Source organism: Neofamilia massiliensis, from assembly GCF_001299475.1.
GTDB classification, from domain to species: Bacteria; Bacillota; Clostridia; order Tissierellales; family Peptoniphilaceae; genus Neofamilia; species Neofamilia massiliensis.
Genome location: NZ_CYUJ01000003.1, coordinates 716,430 through 738,015, shown reverse-complemented (window position 1 = coordinate 738,015; position 21,586 = coordinate 716,430). Strand labels below are relative to the sequence as shown.

The 21,586-nt window shown below is 37.0% G+C and carries 19 protein-coding genes and 1 other annotated feature; of the genes, 18 read left to right on the top strand and 1 reads right to left on the bottom strand.

Annotation, left to right across the window (positions count from 1 at the left end; genetic code table 11):
• Positions 1-8 precede the first annotated feature (8 nt).
• The 8 genes from gcvH (at position 9) to gltS (ending at position 9,363) form a co-directional block, all read left to right on the top strand.
• Positions 9-392 carry a glycine cleavage system protein GcvH gene (gene gcvH, locus BN2667_RS07885; protein WP_054252779.1) on the top strand — a complete coding sequence of 128 codons (384 nt, stop codon included), beginning with the start codon at positions 9-11 and terminating at the stop codon, positions 390-392.
• Between the two features lie 3 nt (positions 393-395).
• On the top strand, positions 396-1,745 hold the full coding sequence (gcvPA, locus tag BN2667_RS07880; RefSeq protein WP_054252778.1) for an aminomethyl-transferring glycine dehydrogenase subunit GcvPA: 1,350 nt from the start codon (positions 396-398) through the stop codon (positions 1,743-1,745).
• Complete coding sequence (gene gcvPB / locus BN2667_RS07875) at positions 1,742-3,199, top strand: aminomethyl-transferring glycine dehydrogenase subunit GcvPB (RefSeq protein ID WP_054252777.1); 1,458 nt, start codon at positions 1,742-1,744, stop codon at positions 3,197-3,199. The genes gcvPA and gcvPB overlap by 4 nt, the downstream gene beginning before the upstream one ends.
• A 53-nt stretch (positions 3,200-3,252) precedes the next feature.
• Positions 3,253-4,662 carry a dihydrolipoyl dehydrogenase gene (gene lpdA / locus BN2667_RS07870; protein ID WP_054253022.1) on the top strand — a complete coding sequence of 470 codons (1,410 nt, stop codon included), beginning with the start codon at positions 3,253-3,255 and terminating at the stop codon, positions 4,660-4,662.
• 1 nt (position 4,663) lies between these two features.
• Positions 4,664-5,671, top strand: coding sequence for a lipoate--protein ligase (locus BN2667_RS07865; RefSeq protein ID WP_054252776.1), 1,008 nt, complete (start codon positions 4,664-4,666; stop codon positions 5,669-5,671).
• A gap of 14 nt (positions 5,672-5,685) precedes the next feature.
• A complete protein-coding gene (locus BN2667_RS07860; protein ID WP_054252775.1) occupies positions 5,686-6,540 on the top strand; it encodes a bifunctional 5,10-methylenetetrahydrofolate dehydrogenase/5,10-methenyltetrahydrofolate cyclohydrolase in 855 nt (284 codons plus the stop codon).
• Between the two features lie 26 nt (positions 6,541-6,566).
• Entirely contained in the window at positions 6,567-7,817 is a 1,251-nt protein-coding gene (locus tag BN2667_RS07855) for a serine hydroxymethyltransferase (protein WP_054252774.1), read from the top strand.
• Between the two features lie 325 nt (positions 7,818-8,142).
• The gene (gltS, locus tag BN2667_RS07850) at positions 8,143-9,363 is read left to right on the top strand and encodes a sodium/glutamate symporter (RefSeq protein WP_054252773.1); all 1,221 of its coding nucleotides are present in this window, start codon (positions 8,143-8,145) and stop codon (positions 9,361-9,363) included.
• Positions 9,364-9,455: 92 nt separating this feature from the next.
• Here the strand turns inward: gltS and BN2667_RS07845 are convergent, their stop codons facing one another.
• Positions 9,456-10,076, bottom strand: a complete 621-nt coding sequence (locus BN2667_RS07845) for a DUF3841 domain-containing protein (RefSeq protein ID WP_054252772.1) — start codon at positions 10,074-10,076, stop codon at positions 9,456-9,458.
• Positions 10,077-10,326: 250 nt separating this feature from the next.
• On the opposite strand from BN2667_RS07845, the gene BN2667_RS07840 reads away from it, so the two are divergent.
• The 10 genes from BN2667_RS07840 (at position 10,327) to thrS (ending at position 21,577) form a co-directional block, all read left to right on the top strand.
• Positions 10,327-11,193, top strand: a complete 867-nt coding sequence (locus tag BN2667_RS07840; RefSeq protein ID WP_054252771.1) for a sulfide/dihydroorotate dehydrogenase-like FAD/NAD-binding protein — start codon at positions 10,327-10,329, stop codon at positions 11,191-11,193.
• The gene (gene gltA / locus BN2667_RS07835; protein ID WP_054252770.1) at positions 11,186-12,562 is read left to right on the top strand and encodes an NADPH-dependent glutamate synthase; all 1,377 of its coding nucleotides are present in this window, start codon (positions 11,186-11,188) and stop codon (positions 12,560-12,562) included. Before BN2667_RS07840 ends, gltA begins: the two co-directional genes overlap by 8 nt.
• Positions 12,563-12,568: 6 nt before the next feature.
• Entirely contained in the window at positions 12,569-12,937 is a 369-nt protein-coding gene (locus tag BN2667_RS07830; RefSeq protein WP_054252769.1) for a zinc ribbon domain-containing protein, read from the top strand.
• Positions 12,938-13,176: 239 nt separating this feature from the next.
• Positions 13,177-14,487: a YjiH family protein gene (locus BN2667_RS07825; protein ID WP_242848724.1), complete on the top strand. Its 1,311-nt coding sequence runs from the start codon at positions 13,177-13,179 to the stop codon at positions 14,485-14,487.
• 141 nt (positions 14,488-14,628) lie between these two features.
• Positions 14,629-15,963: a TrkH family potassium uptake protein gene (locus BN2667_RS07820; protein ID WP_054252767.1), complete on the top strand. Its 1,335-nt coding sequence runs from the start codon at positions 14,629-14,631 to the stop codon at positions 15,961-15,963.
• Positions 15,964-15,974: 11 nt separating this feature from the next.
• Complete coding sequence (locus tag BN2667_RS07815) at positions 15,975-16,631, top strand: potassium channel family protein (protein ID WP_054252766.1); 657 nt, start codon at positions 15,975-15,977, stop codon at positions 16,629-16,631.
• Positions 16,624-17,412, top strand: a complete 789-nt coding sequence (locus tag BN2667_RS07810; RefSeq protein WP_054252765.1) for a TrmH family RNA methyltransferase — start codon at positions 16,624-16,626, stop codon at positions 17,410-17,412. Before BN2667_RS07815 ends, BN2667_RS07810 begins: the two co-directional genes overlap by 8 nt.
• Positions 17,409-18,116 carry a DUF6873 family GME fold protein gene (locus BN2667_RS07805; protein WP_054252764.1) on the top strand — a complete coding sequence of 236 codons (708 nt, stop codon included), beginning with the start codon at positions 17,409-17,411 and terminating at the stop codon, positions 18,114-18,116. Before BN2667_RS07810 ends, BN2667_RS07805 begins: the two co-directional genes overlap by 4 nt.
• Entirely contained in the window at positions 18,109-19,431 is a 1,323-nt protein-coding gene (hisS, locus tag BN2667_RS07800; RefSeq protein WP_054252763.1) for a histidine--tRNA ligase, read from the top strand. Before BN2667_RS07805 ends, hisS begins: the two co-directional genes overlap by 8 nt.
• Before the next feature lie 9 nt (positions 19,432-19,440).
• Positions 19,441-19,624 (top strand) — a binding site (T-box leader).
• Positions 19,625-19,669: 45 nt separating this feature from the next.
• Positions 19,670-21,577: a threonine--tRNA ligase gene (gene thrS, locus BN2667_RS07795; RefSeq protein ID WP_202903569.1), complete on the top strand. Its 1,908-nt coding sequence runs from the start codon at positions 19,670-19,672 to the stop codon at positions 21,575-21,577.
• Positions 21,578-21,586: the final 9 nt, after the last annotated feature.

The window sequence follows — 21,586 nt, the reverse complement described above, 5'->3', positions numbered from 1 at the left end:
ATAAAAAAATGGCAAAAATTGAAAAAGGATTACTTTACACTGAAGATCACGAATGGTTAAAAGTTGACGGAGAATATGGCTATGTTGGCCTATCAGACTTTGCTCAACACCAACTAGGAGACATTGTTTATATTGAACTTCCAGATGTTGACGAAGAATATGAAATTGGCGAAAGCATTGGATCTGTTGAATCTGTAAAAACTGCAGCAGACATTAACATTCCAGTTAGTGGTGTAGTTGTAGAAATTAACGAAGACCTAGATGCTGAACCAGAAAAAGTTAATGAAGATCCATACGAAACTTGGATTTGCAAAATCAAAATTAATGACAACGCAGAAGTTGAAGATTTAATGACAGATTCTCAATACGAAGATTTCTGCGAGGAGGCATAATTAATGACTCACCCTTATGTTCCAGCAACTGACCAGGATAAGAAGGCCATGCTGGAAGCAATTGGACTTTCATCAACAGATGACTTGTTCAATGACATTCCAGAAAGTTTTAGACTTAAAGAACCATTAAAGTTAGACGAGTCTAAATCAGAACTTGAGGTTTTATCTTATCTTAGTAAGTTAGCAAAAGAAAATAAATCAGTTAGTGATTATCCTTGCTTCTTAGGAGCAGGAGCCTATGACCACTATATTCCAACAATTATAGATTCACTAATTTCAAGATCAGAGTTTTATACTTCTTACACTCCTTACCAACCAGAAATTAGCCAAGGAACTCTACAATCAATTTTTGAGTTCCAAACTCTAATTACTAGACTAACAGGTATGGACATAGCTAACGCCTCACTATATGACGGCGGTACAGCTTGTACAGAAGCAGCTATTATGGCTTGTGCATCTTCAAGAAAGGGAAAGATTTTAGTTTCAAAATCTATAAACCCAACATCTTTAGAAATTCTAAAGACTTATTTAAAGAGCCAACATCTTGAATTAGTAGAAGTTGAAATGAAAGACGGCCAAACTGACCTTGAAGACTTAAAGGCAAAAGTTGACGATGAAACAGCTGGCGTAATTGTTCAAAGCCCTAACTTCTTTGGTATTATCGAAGACGTAGAAAAGGCTGTTGAAATTACTCATACAGCTAAAAAAGCTGCAATGATTTTATCTACAGATCCATTCTCCCTAGGACTTTTAAAAACTCCTGGCCAAATGGGTGTAGACATTGTAGTTGGCGAAGGCCAATCTCTAGGACTTCCTCTAGGCTATGGTGGACCTTATCTAGGAATTTTAGCTACAAGCGACAAGTTTATGAGAAAGATTCCAGGTAGACTTATTGGAGAGACTGTTGACGAAGATGGCAAGAGATCTTATGTATTAACTTTAGCTGCTCGTGAACAACATATAAAGAGAGAAAAAGCTACTTCAAATATTTGTACCAACCAAGGACTAATGGCTTTATGGGCAACAATTTATATGGTAACTATGGGTAAGGAAGGCATGAAAGAAGCTGCCTACCAATCCACTCAAAAAGCCCACTATGCCTATGACAAACTTCTTGCCACAGGCAAGTTTAAACCATTATTTGAAGGACCTTTCTTCTTAGAATTTGCTTTAACTTCTGACCTTGAAGCTGAAAAAGTTAACAAGGCTCTTTTAGATGCAGGTATAATTGGCGGTTACGACCTAGGAAGAGACTTCCCAGAATACAAAAATGCCATCTTATTTGCAGTAACAGAAAAGAGAACTAAAGAAGAAATAGACAAACTTGTAGAAGTATTGGAGGGAATAAAATGATTAACTACGACAAATTAATTTTTGAAATTTCAGAAGCAGGCCGTAAGTCATATTCTCTTCCAGCTTTAGATGTTGAAGAAAAACAAGTTGACAAACTTATTGACTCAAAGTTTTTAAGAGAGGATGAATTAGATTTTCCAGAAGTTTCTGAAAACCAAATTATCAGACACTACACTAATTTATCTATGAAAAACTATTCAGTAGACCAAGGTTTTTATCCACTAGGATCTTGTACAATGAAGTACAATCCAAAAATCAACGAATTAACTTCAAGACTTGACGGTTTTGCAAACATTCATCCACTTCAAGATGAATCAACTGTTCAAGGTGCTTTAAGGTTAATGTATGAACTAGACAAAGACCTTTGCGAAATTACTGGCATGAACAAAATGTCTTTAAACCAAGCAGCTGGAGCCCATGGTGAATACACTGGTATTTTAACTATTAAGGCTTATCACGAAGCTAGAAATGACAATAAGAGAAATATCATAATTGTCCCAGACTCAGCTCACGGAACTAACCCTGCAACAGCAGCAATGGCTGGTTGCGAAATTAGAGAAGTCAAATCTGACGAAAACGGCTTAGTTGACCTAGACTCATTAAGAAAAGCAGTAGGCGAAGATACTTGCGCCCTAATGTTAACTAATCCAAATACAGTTGGCTTATTTGATAGAAACATTAAAGAAATTACTGCAATAGTCCATGAAGCAGGAGGCCTATGCTACTATGATGGCGCCAATGCCAATGCTATTTTAGGCCATGCAAAACCTGGAGACATGGGCTTTGATGTAATCCATCTAAACCTACACAAGACCTTCTCCACTCCTCACGGTGGTGGTGGACCAGGATCTGGACCAATTGGTGTAAAAGAATTCTTAGCAGAATTTCTACCAAAACCTACAGTAGAAAAAGATGGCGACACTTATAGACTAGACTTTGATAGAGAACATTCTCTAGGCAGAATTAAAGACTTCCAAGGCCACTTCTTAACTTTAGTTAGAGCTTACACTTATATATTATCTCTAGGCTCAAACGGACTAAGAGATGTTGCTGACATGGCAGTTTTAAATGCAAACTATATTCAAAAAATGCTAGAAGACGACTACAACAGAGTAGCCAAAGGCGTATGTATGCATGAATGTCTATTTGCTGGTTTAAAAGACGACAATGATGGAGAAATTAGAACCTTAGACGTTGCTAAGAGGCTGATGGACAAGGGCTTCCACCCACCAACAGTTTACTTCCCATTAATTGTTCAAGAAGCATTAATGATAGAACCAACTGAATCAGAAACTAAGGAAACTCTTGATGAATTTATTAAGGCGATGAAAGAGATTGCTGAGGAAGCTAGGGAAAACCCAGAAGTTCTAAAGAATGCACCTCTATCAACTCCTGTTAGACGTCCAGACGAGACTCTAGCAGCTAGAAAACCTGTATTAAAATATCAAGGATAAAATAATTTCAAAAGGAGGCAGTTTTGCCTCCCTTTATTTTTTTAGGAGGAAGTATGACAAAAAAAGTCGGAGTAATTGGAGGTGGACCAGGAGGCTATGTTGCAGCCATAAGACTAGCCCAACTAGAAGCTGAAGTTGTAATAATTGAAAAAGACAGCTTTGGAGGAACCTGCCTAAACAGAGGCTGTATTCCAACAAAAGCCTATGCAAAATCAGCAGAACTAATCCACCAAATGAACAAGGCTGAAGAATTTGGAATCAAAATTTCAGAAAAACCTCTAGCAGATGGAGAAAAACTCCTAGCTAGAAAAAAAGATGTAGTCAACAAACTAGTAACAGGAATTGACCAACTTTTAAATTCTTATGCCAATATAAAAATCTACAAGGGCCTTGCAGAACTTGAAGATGAGAAGACTATTAAAATCCAAACAGATGAAGGCGAAGTTTTAGAAGAAAACTTTGACGCCATAATTTTAGCAAACGGCTCAAAACCTTCTATGCCTCCAGTTGATGGCATAGACCTAGAAGGAGTAATTTCTTCAGATGAACTCTTAGAATTAGACCATGTTCCAGAATCTCTAGTAGTAGTTGGAGGCGGAGTAATAGGCCTTGAATTTGCATCAATTTATCAAGAATTAGGCAGCCAGGTCTACGTTCTATCTTCAAGGGTTTTAAAAAATGCAGATGGCGAAATCCAAAAGAGAATTGCCAGCCAACTAAAAAAGCAAGGCATAAAACTTTATAACGACATTAGGGCCAAGAAAATTGAACAAGTTGACGGCAAACTCCAAGTTACAGCCAAGTACAAGACCAAGGACAAGGAAGAAATTGTTACAGGCGACTATGTTCTAATGGCATCAGGCCGTGGACCAGTTTTTTCTGGCCTTGAAAAAGAAGGACTTGGCCTTGAAATGGACAAGGGCGGAGTTATTGTAGACAAGGACTTCCAAACTAGCCTTAAGGGAGTTTATGCTATTGGAGACCTAGTAAAGGGAAATCCACAACTTGCCCATGTTGCATCAGCCCAAGGTGAATATGTAGCTGAATTAATTATGGGACATGAGCCAGAAATTAATTTAGAAATCTATCCATCTTGTGTCTTTACCTTAGATGAAATTGCCTATGCAGGCTATACAGAAGAGGAATTAAAAGAAAAAAATATTGAATATAAATCATCAAAGTTTAATTTTGTAGCCAACGGCAAGGCCCTTTGTGCAGGCGAGCCAACAGGTTTTGTAAAAATTCTTGCAAGTCCAGATGGAAAGATTCTAGGCTCTCACATTTTAGGACCTCACGCCTCAGACTTAATAGCTGAACTAGCTCTTGCTCAAAGCTCTGGCCTGGAAGTTAAGGATATTATTTCAACTATCCACGCCCATCCAACTTTAGCAGAAGCCAGCCACGAGGCAGCAGCAGGAATTTTTGACCAAGCTATTCACATGGCCCAGCCTAGAAGGAGATAAGATGAAATTTGTAGAATCTCATTCCAATGACGCAGAATACAATTTGGCATTTGAAGAATTTATTTTCAAAAACCTGCCCCTAGATGGAGACGAAGAATATGTCTACCTTTGGATAAATGACAAGGCAGTTATAATTGGAAAAAACCAAAATGCCTGGGCAGAAATAAATGAAAATTTCTTAGAAGAGTCTGGAACAAAACTTGTAAGGAGAATTACAGGTGGCGGAGCAGTTTATCACGACCTAGGCAACTTAAACTTTTCCTTTATAACCAAGGACAAGGGCCAAGGAAAAATTGACTTTTCAACCTACTATGTGCCAATAGTTGAAGCGCTTAAAAAAATTGGAGTTCCAGCAGAGCTATCTGGTAGAAATGACATTACAGTAGATGGGAAAAAAGTTGTTGGCGCCTCCCAATCAATTTGGAAGGGAAGAGTCCTTTCAAATGGCTGTATGCTTTTTGATGTGCAAATGGAAAACCTGGCCCAGGCCTTAAAGGTCAGACCTGAAAAACTAAAAAGCAAGGGAGTAACTTCAGTAAAGGCTAGAGTAACCAATATAAAACCATATTTAGATTCAGCTGTAACAGTAGAAGACTTTAAAGAAGTTTTATTAAAGGAACTTTTTATCCAAAGGGGAGAAGAAGTTAAAGAATACAAGTTGTCAGATGCTGAACTAAAAGAAGTTGAAGAAATTAAGGCCAAGAGATTTGGCAACAAGAATTGGAACTGGGGAAAATCACCTAAGGGATCATTTTCCAAGGGCATAAAATTTCCTCAAGGCTTTATAGAAACTTCCTTTGACGTAGAAAAGGGAAAACTAGCAAACGTAAAAATCCTAGGCGACTACTTTGGAACTGCAGATTCTGTAGAAGTAGAAAGTGCCTTGGATGGACAAAATTATAACAAACATGATATACTAGAAGTGTTAAAAGACATAGACCTAGAAAAATATTTTGGCTCAGGCCTTGAAGCTGAAAATATTCTACACTTGTTTTTTGATGAAGATTAATAGGGAGGTAGATAATGGAAAGTACACTTTATAAGGGAAAGCCAGTTGCAGACAGTCTTAAAGAAGATTTAAAAAAGAGAATCTCAAGACTAAAAGAAGAAAGACACATGCCAAAACTTACAATAATTAGAGTTGGCAATAATGAAGACGACTTGTCCTACGAAAGAGGAATAAGAAAGAACTGCCAAAACCTAGAAATCGAAGTTGAGACTTTAGAGCTGCCAGTTGATATTAGCCAGGCAGATTTAGAGAAAACTTTAACACAAGTAAATGAAGACGATGACACCCATGGAATTATGATATTCAGACCTCTTCCTAGCCACTTAGACGAAGGAAGAATTGCAAGTCTAATTGATCCAGAAAAAGACGTCGACTCAATGAATCCAGAAAACCTAAGTAGACTTTTCTTAGGCAAGGACGGAGGATTTGTACCTTGTACACCTCAGGCAGTAATTGACCTATTAGAATTTTACGACTTTGACTTTGAAGGAGCCAATGTTGTAATCCTAGGCAGAAGTCTAGTTGTTGGCAAACCACTTGCTATGTTATTTTTAGAAAAAAATTCAACAGTAACAATTTGTCACTCAAGGACAAAGAATACTAAAGAGCTTACTAAAAATGCAGACCTAGTAGTTGCAGCACTTGGCAGGGCCAAAATGGTTGATGACAGCTACTTTACTAAGGACACTATTGTAGTTGATGTTGGAATAAACGTTGACGAAAATGGAAAACTTTGCGGCGACGTAGATAGAGAAAGTGTTGCAGGAAAAGTTAAGGCTTTAACTCCTGTTCCAGGAGGAATTGGTTCAGTAACATCAACAGTACTAATGGACCACATTGTTAGAGCTTGTGAAAATGCTAAAAAATAAAATTTATATAAAGGAGAGAAAGACCAATGTATAAGGAAAAACTAAAAAATGGCGATGCTGAAGTTTATGAAGCTATGATGGACGAAATCAAAAGACAAAGAGAAGAAATCGAACTTATAGCATCAGAAAACATCGTAACAGAAGCAGTAATGGAAGCTATGGGATCTGTATTTACTAACAAGTATGCAGAAGGCTATCCAGGCAAGAGATACTATGCTGGATGCGAATATGCTGATGTAGTAGAAAACCTAGCTAGAGACAGATATTGCAAATTATTTGGTGCAGACCATGCCAACGTTCAACCACACTCAGGAGCCAATGCTAATATTGCAGTTTACACTGGATTTTTACAACCAGGCGACAAGGTTTTAGGAATGAACCTTTCTGAAGGTGGCCACCTTACTCACGGTTCACCAGTAAACGCATCAGGAAAACTTTATAACTTTATAGCCTATGGAGTTGACCCAGAAACTGAAAGAATTGACTATGACAAGTTAGAAGAAATTGCCAAGGCAGAAAAGCCAAAGATGATCGTTGCAGGTGCATCAGCTTATGCAAGAGAAATTGACTTTAAGAGAATTGGTGAAATTGCCAAGGAAGTTGGCGCTTTATTTATGGTAGACATGGCTCACATTGCAGGCCTTGTTGCAACAGGCTACCACCAAAGTCCAATTCCTTATGCAGACTTTGTAACAACAACAACTCACAAGACCCTAAGAGGACCAAGAGGTGGAGTTATTTTCTGCAAGGAAGAATACGCAAAACAAATTGACTCAGCAGTATTCCCAGGCCTTCAAGGTGGACCACTTGTTCACGTTATAGCAGGCAAGGCAGTATCAGCCAAAGAAGCCCTTGACCCATCTTACAAAGAATATATTGGTCAAGTAGTTAAAAACGCCAAGGCCATGGGCGAAGTTTTAAAAGCTGGTGGCATTAGACTAGTATCAGGCGGAACTGACAACCACTTATTACTACTAGATGTTAGAAACCTAGGAATAACTGGTAAAGAAGCAGAAGCTAGACTAAAAGAAGTTCACATTACAACTAACAAAAACACAGTTCCAAATGACCCAGAAAAACCATGGGTAACATCAGGAATTAGAATAGGAACTCCAGCTGTTACAACTAGGGGAATGAAAGAAGACGACGTTAAAAAAGTTGCAGAACTTATGATAGACGCCCTAAAACAAACAAGACCAGCAGAAGAAATTAAAGCTGACGTCTTAAAACTTCTAGAAGACTTCCCACTATACCCAGACCTACCAGCAACAAAATAAGCTATTAAAAATAAAACCACTAGGATAAAAAAATCTTAGTGGTTTTTTCTTTGTTGTTTGAGAGACCTTCCTTTAGCTGCGTTAAAGTCCTAGGTGGTTAAACAGAGGACGTTCATTTATGTGTCTAGTATTTAGGGGACATTGCTTTAGCTGTGTCCCCTTTACAATTTTTCCAAATGAAAAGAACTTTCTATTTTGACATAAAAAAATCTTTTAAGATTAAGCATAAAAACTTCTTCCCCTATTTCCTTGAAATAAATTTAGTTATTTGATAGACTGAAAAAGTTGTTGCAATTTTTATAAATATTTTTAAAGGAGAGGGATTATGGAGAATATTTATGTAATTTCAACTAATATGATGCAGACAACTGCTATAGCAATTGTCATGCTCTATGTTGGAAAATTTTTAAGGTCGAAAATTAATTTTTTTGAAAGATTTTGCATTCCAGCCCCTGTAATCGGAGGCTTTTTATTTGCAATTATTCACTTAATTTTAAAGTCAAATGGAATCGCCACTTTTCAAATGGATGAAAGTCTAAAAGATCCATTTATGATGGTCTTTTTTACAGCAATTGGAGTTGGAGCCAATATTGAAACACTAAAAAAAGGTGGCAAGGGCTTTTTAATTTTTCTGGTCTTGTCTTTACTTTTAGTGTTTTTGCAAAATGTTGTTGGAATGACTTTGGCCAAGCTAATAGGCGAGTCATCTCTTTTAGGTCTTGCTTGTGGGTCACTAACAATGACTGGAGGTCATGGAACAGCAGGAGCTTGGGGCCCAGACTTAGAAGCAGCTGGTCTTCAAGCAGGCGAAGTTGTAGCCCTAGCATCAGCAACCTTTGGTGTAATTATGGGATCTTTAATTGGCGGACCAATTGGATCAGCTAGAATAAAAAAGCACAACTTAAAACCAAACCCAAGTCTAATGGATAGTCCAGAAGAAATTATGGTTGAAGAGACAAAAGATTTAACAGTTGAAGACTTCTTAAAAGTTCTAGGTCTAATTTTTTGTTCAGTTGGCCTTGGAGCTATATTAAAAGGCTTCTTAAAAGACAATGTAACAATAATGGGAACAGAGCTAAACCTACCTGAATATGTAGCAGCAATGATTTTTGCAGGTATTTTTGTAAATACTTTAGGCAGGAAAAAGCCATTTAAAATGGACCAAAGGGCCAACGATATTTGTGGATCAATTGGCTTAAATGTATTTTTATCAATAGCATTAATTACAATTGACATGTCTCAATTAAAGGCAGTTTTTGGTCCAATGTTAATAATTCTTGGATCTCAAACACTTTTAATGGCTCTATTTTCTTACTTTATTTGCTTTAGAGTTATGGGCAGTTCCTATGACGCAGCAGTTCTTGCTGGCGGTATGTGTGGCTTCGGCATGGGCGCAACTTATAACGCCCTTGCAAACATGGACTCTATTACAGAAAAATATGGACCAGCTCCAGAAGCCTACTTTATTTTACCAATGGTTGGAGCCTTTGCCATAGACATAATTAACGTATTGATGATTACAGTATTTGCACAAATTAGTTTTTAAGACCAAAAAACTGCTAGATTTAGCTTCTAGCAGTTTTGTTTTTTATGGAAGGGAATTTATTTTCTCTTCAATTTTTTATATTCAAAAATTTTTTACTCTAGCCATGTATCTTGAAAGTCTTCTAATTCTTTGAAAAAGTCATCACCTGGTCTGATAATTTTCTTTACCCAGGTCTTTTCAATTTTCCAAAGGTTGGCTTGGACTTTAAAAATGGACCTATCGTCAATTTCAAAAATCCTCTCCCAACTATTAACTATTCTCTCCTTAACATCGTCAAAGGCTCCTGTGTACTTTCTATCGAAAATATCAAAGGTGTGTTTGATGCCATTTTTTTGTAATAGTTTTTGAAAATCTCTTTTGTCCGCCTGGTCTCGTGGAATATATTGGTTGTTTAAAACTAGGTCCCACTTGGCACCGTCAAAATAAATGACTTGGTCCTTGGGTACTTTTAGGGCATAGACAACTTGTTTTTCAATGGGCTTGAGGCAGTTGTACTTTGAAACTGAGCACCAAATAGGATAGTCCTCTCCTTCAGATCTTTTAATTCTCTCTTCTGCCATTTTAACAAAGAGGTCATAGCGGTCTAAGAAAAAGGGAGCTATATCTAAAAGATGGAGCTTTACATAAATTTTTTTATTTGTTATCTGGCCCTTGGTCTCTAATTCAAAAAGACTATTTTCGTGTTGTCTAGTATATAGGCTTACATATTCCATTTAAGTCCTCCTTAAGAATTTTATACCCAAGTCTTTGGCAAAAGAAATTTTTACAAGAAAAAAGCCCCAGTCTTTGGGGCAAAAATTTTTATTCTACACGGCCACCTGTATAGCCACCCTTGTCATATCCTTCTTGGTCAAAGAAAATTTTGACTAAGTTTCAGCCTTAGAATTTTCTTGATAGATTTTTGCCAAGAAATAAAAAAATAGAGTATAATAAAAAGTAGTGATATTTTTTGGGGGGAAAGACTTGTATAAGATTGTAAAAAAAGAAAAACTAGCTGAGGGAATTTATTCCTTTGACATAGAGGAAAGAGCCATTGCAAAAAAAGCCTTGCCTGGTCAATTTATTATTTTAATTGTAGACGAGAATGGCGAGAGAATTCCACTGACAATTTGTGACATCGATAGGGACAGGGGACTTGTTAATATTGTAGTTCAAGGCCTAGGCGCTTCGACAAAAAAACTTTTTGCTATGGAAGTAGGCGACTGCTTAGAAAACTTCTTAGGACCACTAGGCCTGCCATCAAAATTTGTAGAAGAAGATCTAGAAAATTTAAGAAAGAAAAAATTTCTCTTAGTTGCAGGAGGCTTGGGAACAGCTCCTCTACTTCCTCAAGCCAAGTGGCTCCACGAAAACAAAATCGCCTTTGATGTCATCTTAGGTGCCAGGTCCAAGGACTTGGTAATTTTAGAAGACAAGTTTAAAGACCTTGCTGATGAACTTTTAATTTGCACAGACGATGGATCTTATGGCCTCCACGGCTTAGTAACTGATGGCATTGACGAGATGATAAAAAGAGGCAAGACTTATGACCAGTGCATTAGCATTGGGCCAATGATTATGATGAAATTTGTCTGCCTAAAGACCAAGGACTTAAATATTCCAACAGTTGTTTCCATGAATCCAATTATGGTAGATGGAACTGGCATGTGCGGAGCCTGTAGGCTTAGAGTTGGCGGTCAGACTAAGTTTGCCTGTGTTGACGGGCCAGAATTTGACGGCCATCAAGTTGACTTTTCTGAGGCCATGAGAAGGATGAGTCTCTACAAGGCCCAAGAAGAAGAAAAAAACCACGACTATTGTGACTTAGCTGGAGGGATAAAAATTGACTAAATTAAAGAGAGTTGAAGTTTCCTACAGGGATCCAAGTATTCGAATAAAAGACTTTGAAGAAGTTTGTTTAGGCTATACTGAAGAAGAGGCAAGAAAAGAAGCAGCCAGGTGCATCCAATGTAAAAATCCCCACTGTATTTCTGGCTGCCCAGTTGCCATAGACATTCCCGGCTTTATAAAAAAAATCGCCGACGGAAATTTTAAAGAAAGTTACGAAATCTTATCAACTTACACCAGCCTACCAGCAGTTTGCGGCAGAGTCTGTCCCCAAGAAGACCAGTGCGAAAAATATTGCATAATGGGAAGAAAAGGAGATCCTCTAGCCATAGGCAAGTTAGAAAGATTTGCAGCTGACTATGCCTTGGAAAATAATATAGAAATTTTAAAAAAGATAGAAAAAAACGGCAAAAAAGTTGCAGTAGTTGGCTCAGGACCTGCAGGCATTACTTGTGCAGGAGAACTTGCAAAACTAGGCTATGAAGTCAGTCTCTTTGAAGCTCTTCACAAGGTTGGCGGAGTTTTAACCTACGGCATTCCAGAATTTAGACTGCCAAAAGAAAAAATTGTAGCAAGAGAAATTGCTAACTTAGAAAAACTTGGAGTGGAAATAAAGAAAAATGTCCTAATAGGCAGGACTTATACCATAGACGACTTGTTTGATCAAGGATATGAGGCTGTCTTTATTGGATCAGGAGCAGGCAGCCCAGTTTTTATGGGCATTCCTGGAGAAAACCTAAATGGAGTTTTCTCTGCCAACGAGTTTTTAACTAGGGCCAATTTAATGGAAGCCTACAAAAAAGCTTCAGATACGCCAATATTTTTAGGAAAAGAAGTCCTAGTTGTAGGCGGAGGTAATGTTGCCATGGACGCAGCCAGAACTGCCAAGAGATTTGGTTCAAATGTGAAAGTTATTTATAGAAGGACCAAGGACGAACTGCCAGCTAGAGTTGAAGAAGTTGAAAACGCTCTTGAAGAAGGAATTGAGTTTTTATTTTTAGCAAATCCTTTAGAAATCCTTGGAGACGATCATGGTTGGGTCAAAGAAGTTAGGGCTATAAAAATGGAATTAGGCCAAGAAGATGCAGACGGAAGAAAAAGACCTGTCCCTCTTCCAGGATCAGAATTTACTTTCAAAACTGACATGATAATACTCGCCCTAGGCACAAATCCAAACCCACTAATTTCTCAAACAACTGCCGACCTTAAAGTCGACGAGAAAAAGAGAATTATCGCAGATGACTTTGGCATTACTAACAAGGACGGAGTTTTTGCAGGTGGAGATTGTGTATCAGGATCTGCAACAGTAATTCTCGCCATGGGAGCTGGAAAAAAAGCCGCCCAGGCCATTGACGAATATTTAAAGAAGTAGGGACTTATGTTTTTTATATTTGGAATAAATAGCAGACAAGAAGACTTGGGAAATATTTCAGCTGGAACTTGCAAGGTCTGTGAAAAGCACGGAAACTTTGATGCCTTTGTGACCTACCAAGTCTTATCAATATTTTTCCTTCCTATAATAAAGTGGGATAGGAAATATTATTTAAGAGAAAGGTCTTGTGGATCTCTATTTGAAATCGACGAGGAATTAGGAAGAGAAATAGAAGCTGGAAGAAAGATAAATATTTCAGCTTCAGATATGAAATTAATTGCAAGCTCTTACAAGCAGACAAAAACTTGTCCAGCCTGCGGCTACCAGGCAGACCCATCTTTTGACTTCTGTCCTAAGTGCGGGCAAAGACTTTGAGAAGTTAAATCTTTACAAAGAAAATTTTTCACAAGGATAGGACTAAAAAATAATTTTATAAAGAACAAATCTTAAAGCCTAGGTCTTATCCTGGGTTTTAATTTTTTATGCAAAGACAAAATTTTAATTTTGAAAAAGAAAATTAAGATTTTTTCAAAATTATTAAAAAACTAGTGCATTAACTCCACATATACAGTATAATTATATCGACGCCACAAGGCGAATTTAATAGGAGGAAGATGATGGAGAGACAAAAAAACTACACATCTAAAGACATAGCCATATTCTTGGCCTATGCAATTTTTGGTATCTTTATGTTTTTCGTTCCAATTGAGCTAGGAGGTAAGTCTACAATACCTATAGACCATCTTACTAACTTTGTGAAAACGATACCAAATTACAATTTCATATTCGGTATATTTATAGTTACAGCAGGAATAATCTACGCAATTAAAACCAAGGGCTGGCAAGGCTCAACTTTAAATGCAGTATTTTTTGTACTAAAGCTTACAGCATTAGTCTTTATGATAATGTATGTAACAAAAAAAGGACCAGAAAAGTTTTTTGAAAAGGGCATGCTGCCATTAATTTGGAATGGCATAATGGTTTCTGTAACTACAATTGTTCCTATAGGATCAGTTTTCCTAGCCTTTTTAACAGGTTTTGGTCTAATGGAATTTATTGGAGTTTTTATGGAACCAGTTATGAGACCAATTTTTAAAACTCCAGGCAAGTCAGCAGTTGACGCAGTTGCTTCCTTTGTTGGATCTTATTCACTGGCACTATTAATTACTAATAGAGTTTATAAGGAAGACTATTATACAACAAAAGAAGCTGCCATTATTGCCACAGGATTTTCAACAGTTTCAGCAACCTTTATGGTAATTGTTGCAAACACTCTAGATTTAATGGACCACTGGCTTCTTTACTTCTGGCTAACTCTATTTGTAACATTCTTAGTAACAGCAATAACAACTAGGATATTCCCACTTTCTAAAAAACCTGAAGTATATTATTCTGGCAAGGTAAAAACTCAAGAAGAAAAACCTAAATTTAGTTTTAAAGATGCAGTTGATGCAGGAATGGAATCCTTTAAAAAAGCAAAACCTCTACCAGTTGTTATAAAATCAAACTTTATTGACGGTTTCAAAATGGCCTTAAACATTGCTCCATCCCTACTTGGCATTGGAATGATTGGCCTAATTTTAGCAGAGTACACTCCAATTTTTGATATAATTGGCTATATCTTTTATCCATTTACTTTAATAACTAGAATGCCTGAGCCAATGATTACAGCCAAGGCCCTGGCACTTTCTATAGCAGAAATGCTTCTTCCTGCTCCAATAGTTGCAGGTGCAAACTTTGATATAGTTACAAGGATGCTAGTTGCAGTTGTATCTGTTTCAGAAATTCTATTTTTCTCAGCATCAATTCCATGTATTATGGGAACTGAAATTCCTATGAAGTTTTCAGACTATATAATTATTTGGATTGAAAGAGTAATTTTATCAATACTAATTACAGCGCCAATTCTTTGGCTAATATTTTAAAATTTTAAGCCCTGGTTTTTACTAGGGCTTTTCTTTTACATAAATTCCTTTCTAAATTTAAAAAACTAAGAAAACTTTACAATAAATTATTTGTTTAAAAATTCTAAGTAGAGTATAATTTACATTTGAAAGTAGGTAGATATGTTTAATAAGATTCGATCAATTTCACTAAATCCGCCCTTGGTTTTGACCTTGGGCTTTGGCCTAATAATTTTTATAGGAGCCTGTCTTTTGTCTCTGGGAATTTTTACAAGGTCAGGCCAGCCAATTGGTTTTTTAAATGCCTTGTTTACTGCGGCGTCAGCTACTTGTGTAACTGGCTTGGTCGTTGTAAACACCTTGGAATTTTGGAACCTTGGTGGCCAAATTGTAATTCTCATCCTCATTCAAATTGGGGGCCTTGGCATTATGACTTTGGCGACACTTTTGCCATTGGCTCTTCGAAAGAAAATTGGCCTTACTAGTAGGCAAATTATTAGGGAACAATTAAATGTTGAATCATTTTCTGGCTTAGTAAAGTTATTAAAATACGTCATGTATTTTTCTCTGGCAGTTGAATTAGTTGGAGCTATTTTACTTGCCACAGTTTTTGTGCCAGACTTTGGCCTAAAGTTAGGCTTGTGGAGGGCAGTTTTTCATTCGATCTCTGCCTTTTGTAATGCAGGTTTTGATATTTTAGGCGACTCAATGTTTTCTTACAGGTCAAATATTATTGTAAATTTAACTATTATGGCCTTGGTTGTCATTGGCGGCCTTGGTTTTGCAGTAAATGCAGAAATTTTTTCTAGAAAGAAGAGAAAAAATTATTCTACTCACACAAAACTAGTTTTATTAAGTTCTGCAGTTTTAATTGTCCTAGGGGCTGTTATGTTTTTTATAATTGAAGATGACAATGGAGCAACCTTAGCAGACGAAAATTTTATGACCAAGCTTTTAGCATCTAGTTTTCAATCTGTAATAGCAAGGACAGCTGGCTTTAACTCTATAAACCTTGGAGCCATGAGAGATGCAGCAGCAGTTTTAATGATTATGCTCATGTTTGTTGGTGGATCTCCTGGTTCAACTGCAGGTGGACTAAAGACTACAACCTTTGGCGTTTTATTTGCATCAACTTTTTCTGTAATTAGAGGTGAGGATTCAGTTAGGATCTTCCACAAAAAGGTGCCTAACGAAACTGTTTCAAAGTCCCTGGCCTTGGTTATGATATCCATGGTAGTTGTTGTAGGCTTTTCTTTTGTGCTAGCAATGACAGAAAAGTTTTCCTACATTGACATACTCTTTGAAGTTGTCTCTGCTTATGCAACTGTTGGCGTATCTAGGGGCATAACTTCAAGCCTAAGTAATGTTGGCAAGATAATTATTATAATAACTATGTATATGGGAAGAATTGGTCCTTTAACTATGGCCTTTGCCTTTGGAAAAAAACAAAAGAAATCAAAAATAGAATATCCAGATGCTAACATTTCTGTTGGCTAAAAGGAGGAAAAATGGAAGATAAATCAGTAGTAGTTTTTGGTGCAGGTAGATTTGGTTCTGCCCTGTCAATAGAACTTTTTAAAGACAATTTAGAAGTAATGATTGTAGACAATGATGAAGAAAAAATTCAAAACCTGGCCACCCGAGTGACAACAGGAATTATAGCAGACTTAAAAGACGAAGATGCCATTGAAGAACTAGGCCTAAAAAACTTTGACCTAGCAGTTGTGGCCATAGGATCAGACCTAGAGTCTGCAATTATGGCAACAGTAGCAGCTAAAGAACACGGCATAGAAACAATTTATGCCAAGGCTCCAACGCCTATGTATGGAAGAATTTTAAAAAAAGTTGGGGCAGACTATATAATCTATCCAGAAAGAGAAGTTGCAGAAAGCCTAGCCAGGTCAATAGCAGGGTCATCACTAATGGAATACATTAACTTTTCAGATGAATACTCTGTAGCAGAAATTAAGGCGCCAAAGGCCTGGACCAATAAAAGCCTCAAGGACTTAGATCTTAGATCTAATAATAACATTATGGTTGTGGCCATAAGAAGGGCAGGCAAGATGATAATTTCTCCGATGGCAGATGATAAAATATATGAAACAGACTCGCTAATAATTTTAGCCAGATACGAAGACATAGAAAAGTTGACCAGCCATGCTTAATATTATCCAAGCTGAATCCAATAAAAAAATTAAATATCTTAGGTCTCTCAAACAAAAGAAAGTTAGACTTAGAGACTCAACCTATATACTAGAAGGCTTAAAAGTAAACCTAGAAGGCATCCGCGAAGGAGCAGACCTAATAGAAATTTTTATGAGCCAAAGTTTTTATGAAAATGAATATGAAAAATACCCAGACCTAGCAAAGGTTAGAAAAAATATTGTAGCTGACAAGGTCTTTAATAAAATTACTGACACAGTAAATTCTCAGGGAATAATTTCTACAGTCAAGGCAGATCTAAAAAATCTAGAGGACATTATGCCCTTTGGCAGGTATATTTTAGTTGACGGGCTTTCAGACCCGGGAAACCTTGGTGGCATAATCAGGGCCATTGACGCCTTTAACTTTGATGGCCTAATTCTCGGCCCAAAGACTGTAGATATTTTAAATGAAAAAGTCGTCAGGTCAACTATGGCATCGATTTTTAGGGTCAAGGCCTATGTAATGGACGACCTTAAAGAAATGACAGACTTAAAAAAGAAAAAGTTTCGAATTTTTTCAACAAACCTAAGCCCAGCTTCCAAGGACCCAGTCCAAGTAGATTTAAAAAACAACATTATCCTAATTATAGGAAATGAAGCCAATGGAGTATCAAGTGAGATGGAATCTTTCGCCGATGGAATGATTCACATACCAATGGAAGGCAGGGCAGAATCCTTAAACGCCAACGTCTCGGCATCGATTTTAATGTATGAGTCTCAAAGACAAAGGAGAGAATCTTGATTTGTATATATGACCAAAGACTTCCAGAGGAAATAGTTGAAAAATTATCTGCCTCTGGATTTTTTCTTCTTCCAAGTAAAAATTGCGAAAAACTAAGTGGAGCTCTTTCAACTCATCCAGATGTCCAAGTTTGTAAAATCTCTGATGAAATTATTGTCGCCAGTCCAGAGGTCTATGACTACTATAAAAATATTTTAGAAAAATATGGTATAATAGTAAGAAAAGGTGGGACTGTCTTAGGAGACAAGTATCCTAGTGACTCAGCTTATAACTTGGCAGCAAATGAGACCCTGGCCATCCACAATTTTAAATTCACAGATGATGAAGTTAAAAAACTTATAAAGACAAAAGAGCTAAGGGAAATTTCTATAAACCAAGGCTACAGCAAGTGCAATATTTTGTTCTCTAAAACTGGAATAATCACATCCGACATGGGAATTTATAAAAAACTTACTGGAGTAAAAAAACTTTTAATTTCCCCAGGGAACATTTCTCTTGCAGGTTATAACTACGGCTTTATAGGTGGAGCCAGTGGGACTTTTAAAGACACGGTATATTTTCTTGGAGACCCAAGTTTACATCCAGACTTTGAGGAGATAAAAAATTTTCTAGAAGAAGATGAAACTGATTTTAAAATTTTATCTAAGAAACCACTTGCAGATTACGGCAGTTTAATATTTTTACAAGGAGGAAAAGATGACTAATATAGTAAAACCATCAATACTAGCAGGATTTATGGAACTACTTCCACAAGAACAAATCCAATTTAACAAGATGAAGGACACAATAAGAAGGACCTACGAAAGTTTTGGCTTCTTGCCACTTGACACACCAGTAATGGAAAAGGCCGACGTGCTTTTAGCCAAGGGTGGCGGAGAAACAGAAAAACAAGTTTACAGGTTTGAAAAGGGAAAATCAGACATAGCCTTGCGCTTTGACCTAACAGTTCCCCTAGCTAGGTATGTGGCCCAACATTATTCAGAACTTTCCTTCCCATTTAGAAGATACCACATCGCCAAGGTTTATAGAGGCGAAAGAAACCAAAGAGGCAGGTTTAGAGAATTTTACCAATGTGATATTGACATAATTGGAGATAGAAAACTTGCAATTATAAACGATGCTGAAATTCCAGCAATAATTTATAATGTCTTTAAAAATCTAGAAATTGGCGACTTTACAATTAGAATTAACAACAGAAAACTTTTAAAGGGATTTTATGGGTCCCTAGGCATTGAAGACTCAACTTATGTTCTAAGAATTATTGATAAGATGGAAAAAATCGGCCTAGAAAATGTAAAATTAGAATTAAAAGACCTTGGCCTAGACGATTCTAGCATTGAAGCTATAATTAAATTCCTAGAAATCTCTGGATCAAACTTAGAAAAAATTAAGGCCCTTAAGGACTTAAATATAGAAAACGAAACTTTCTTAGAAGGACTAGATGAAATAGAAAAAGTTTTTGAATATTTAAAACTATTTAATGTGCCAGAAGCAAATACAGAATTTGACCTTACAATTGCTAGAGGTCTAGACTATTACACAGGAACAGTCTATGAAACTAAATTAAATGACCACCCGGAAATTGGTTCAATTTGTTCAGGCGGCCGCTATGACAACTTGGCCTCCCACTATACCAAACAAAGTCTACCAGGAGTTGGAATTTCAATTGGCTTAACTAGACTTTTCTACCAACTTCAAGAAGCTGGAATTATCAAGACAGAAAAGAATATTCTAACAGACCTATTAATTATTCCATTTGAAGGCTTTGAACCTAACGCCATTGAACTTCTATCAGCTTTGAGAAAAGAAGGGGTTACTGGCTTTATAAATGCAGAGGCAGGAAAACTTGGCAAAAAAATGAAGTATGCAGATGATCTAAATATCAAGTACACAATTTTAATTGGCCAAGACGAAGTTGATGAAGGCAAGTACATGCTTAGAAATATGGAAACAGGCGACCAAGAAAAACTTTCTGTTGACGAAATAATTGCTTGTATAAAAAAAGAGAAAATGATATAATACAAGATAATCTTTGCGATGAAGGGACGAGTAGGCTAAGAGAGCTTTTTTAGAGAGAAGATGGTCGGTGCAAATCTTTAAAGTCCTTAGTTGAAAACTAACCCTGAGCTTAGCCGTAATGGGCTACGGTAACGCGATATAGTTTTAAATGAGAAGTAATTAAGGTGGAACCACGGTGCTAATCGTCCTTTAGAGGATGACTAGCACTTTTTTTATAAAAATTTTTAAGGAGGACAAGATGATAAAATTAATACTACCAGACGGATCTGAAAGACAATACGATTCAGAAGTTTTAGCCAAAGAAGCAGTCCAAGATATATCCATGGGCCTATATAGAGAAGCTCTAGGCGTTGTTGTAAACGGAAAAATCCTAGGCATGAACGACACAATAAAAGAAGGCGGCGACTTTAAAGTTGTAAAATTTGCTGACAAAGAAGGCAAGGCAATTTTTTGGCACACTTCATCTCACGTTTTAGCAGCAGCCCTTCAAAGGCTTTATCCACAAACAAAGTTTGCCATTGGACCTGCGATAGCAGATGGTTTTTACTACGACATTGACCTAGACGAAAAACTAACAGAAGACGACCTAGAAAAAATTGAAAAAGAGGCAATGAAAATCGCCAGAGAAAATTTAGATGTTGAAAAAATTGTAATTTCAAGAGAAGAAGCCTTAGAGAGATTTCCTAAAGACAAGGACCCTTACAAGTACGAGCTAATTTCTGACCTGCCTGAGGGAGAAGAAATTTCTCTTTACAAGTTAGGCGACTTTGTAGACCTTTGTCGCGGACCTCATCTTGAATCAACTAAAAAGATCAAGGCCATAAAACTACTTTCAATAGCAGGAGCCTATTGGAGGGGAGATTCAAAAAATAAAATGCTTCAAAGGATTTATGGAATTTCCTTTGAAAAGCAAAAGAACCTAGACGAATATTTAGAAATGAGAGCAGAGGCAGAAAAGAGAGACCATAGAAAACTAGGAAAGGAACTAGATTTATTTTCCTTCCACGAAGAAGGCCCAGGATTTCCATTTTACCATCCAAATGGCATGGTCCTAAGAAACACTTTACTTGACTGGTGGAGACAAGTTCTCCTTGACAACGGCTATGGAGAAATACTAACTCCAATTATTTTAAATGAAGGACTTTGGCACCAATCAGGTCACTGGGACCACTACAAGGAAAATATGTACTTTACAAAAATTGACGAAAACGACTATGCAGTAAAGCCAATGAACTGTCCAGGATCAGTAATAGTTTACGGCTCTACTCCTCACTCTTATAGGGATCTACCAATAAGACTAGCTGAATACGGCCTTGTTCACAGACACGAACTTTCTGGAGCCCTTCATGGCCTCTTTAGAGTTAGGGCCTTTACCCAAGACGATGCCCACGTTTACTGCCTAAGGTCTCAAATCAAAGACGAAGTCTTTAGGATGATTGACCTTGCCGACTACCTATACGGAACTTTCGGTTTTAAATATAGCGTTGAAGTATCAACAAGACCAGACGACTATATGGGTGACTTAGAATCTTGGAACCTAGCTGAAGACAGTTTGAAAAAAGCTTTGGAAGAAAAGGGCATCCCTTACGAAATTAACGAAGGCGACGGAGCCTTTTATGGACCAAAAATCGACTTCCAATTAGAAGACGCCATTGGCAGAACTTGGCAATGTGGAACTATCCAACTTGACTTCCAATTACCAGAAAACTTTGACCTAACTTATATAAACGAAAAAGGCGAAAAGGAAAGACCAGTAATGCTTCACAGGGCTTTACTTGGATCCTTTGAAAGATTTTTAGGAATTTTAATTGAACACTTTGCTGGAAAATTCCCACTTTGGTTGGCACCAGTTCAACTAAGGGTTATTCCAGTATCAGAAAAGTTCCTTCCTTATGCAGAAGAAGTTGAAAAAACTTTTAAAGATGCAGGCTTTAGAATTGACCTAGACAGAAGAGACGAAAAGCTAGGCAAGAAAATTAGAGATGGCCAACTACAAAAAATTCCTTATGTCTTTGTAGTAGGAGAAAAAGAAGTAGAAGGCAAAAACATTTCTGTTAGAGCTAGAGATGGCATCGACCTAGGCGTCCAAGAAATTGACGAATTCCTAGAAAAAATAAAAAAAGAAGTAGAAGAAAAACAAAGATAAATATTTAGA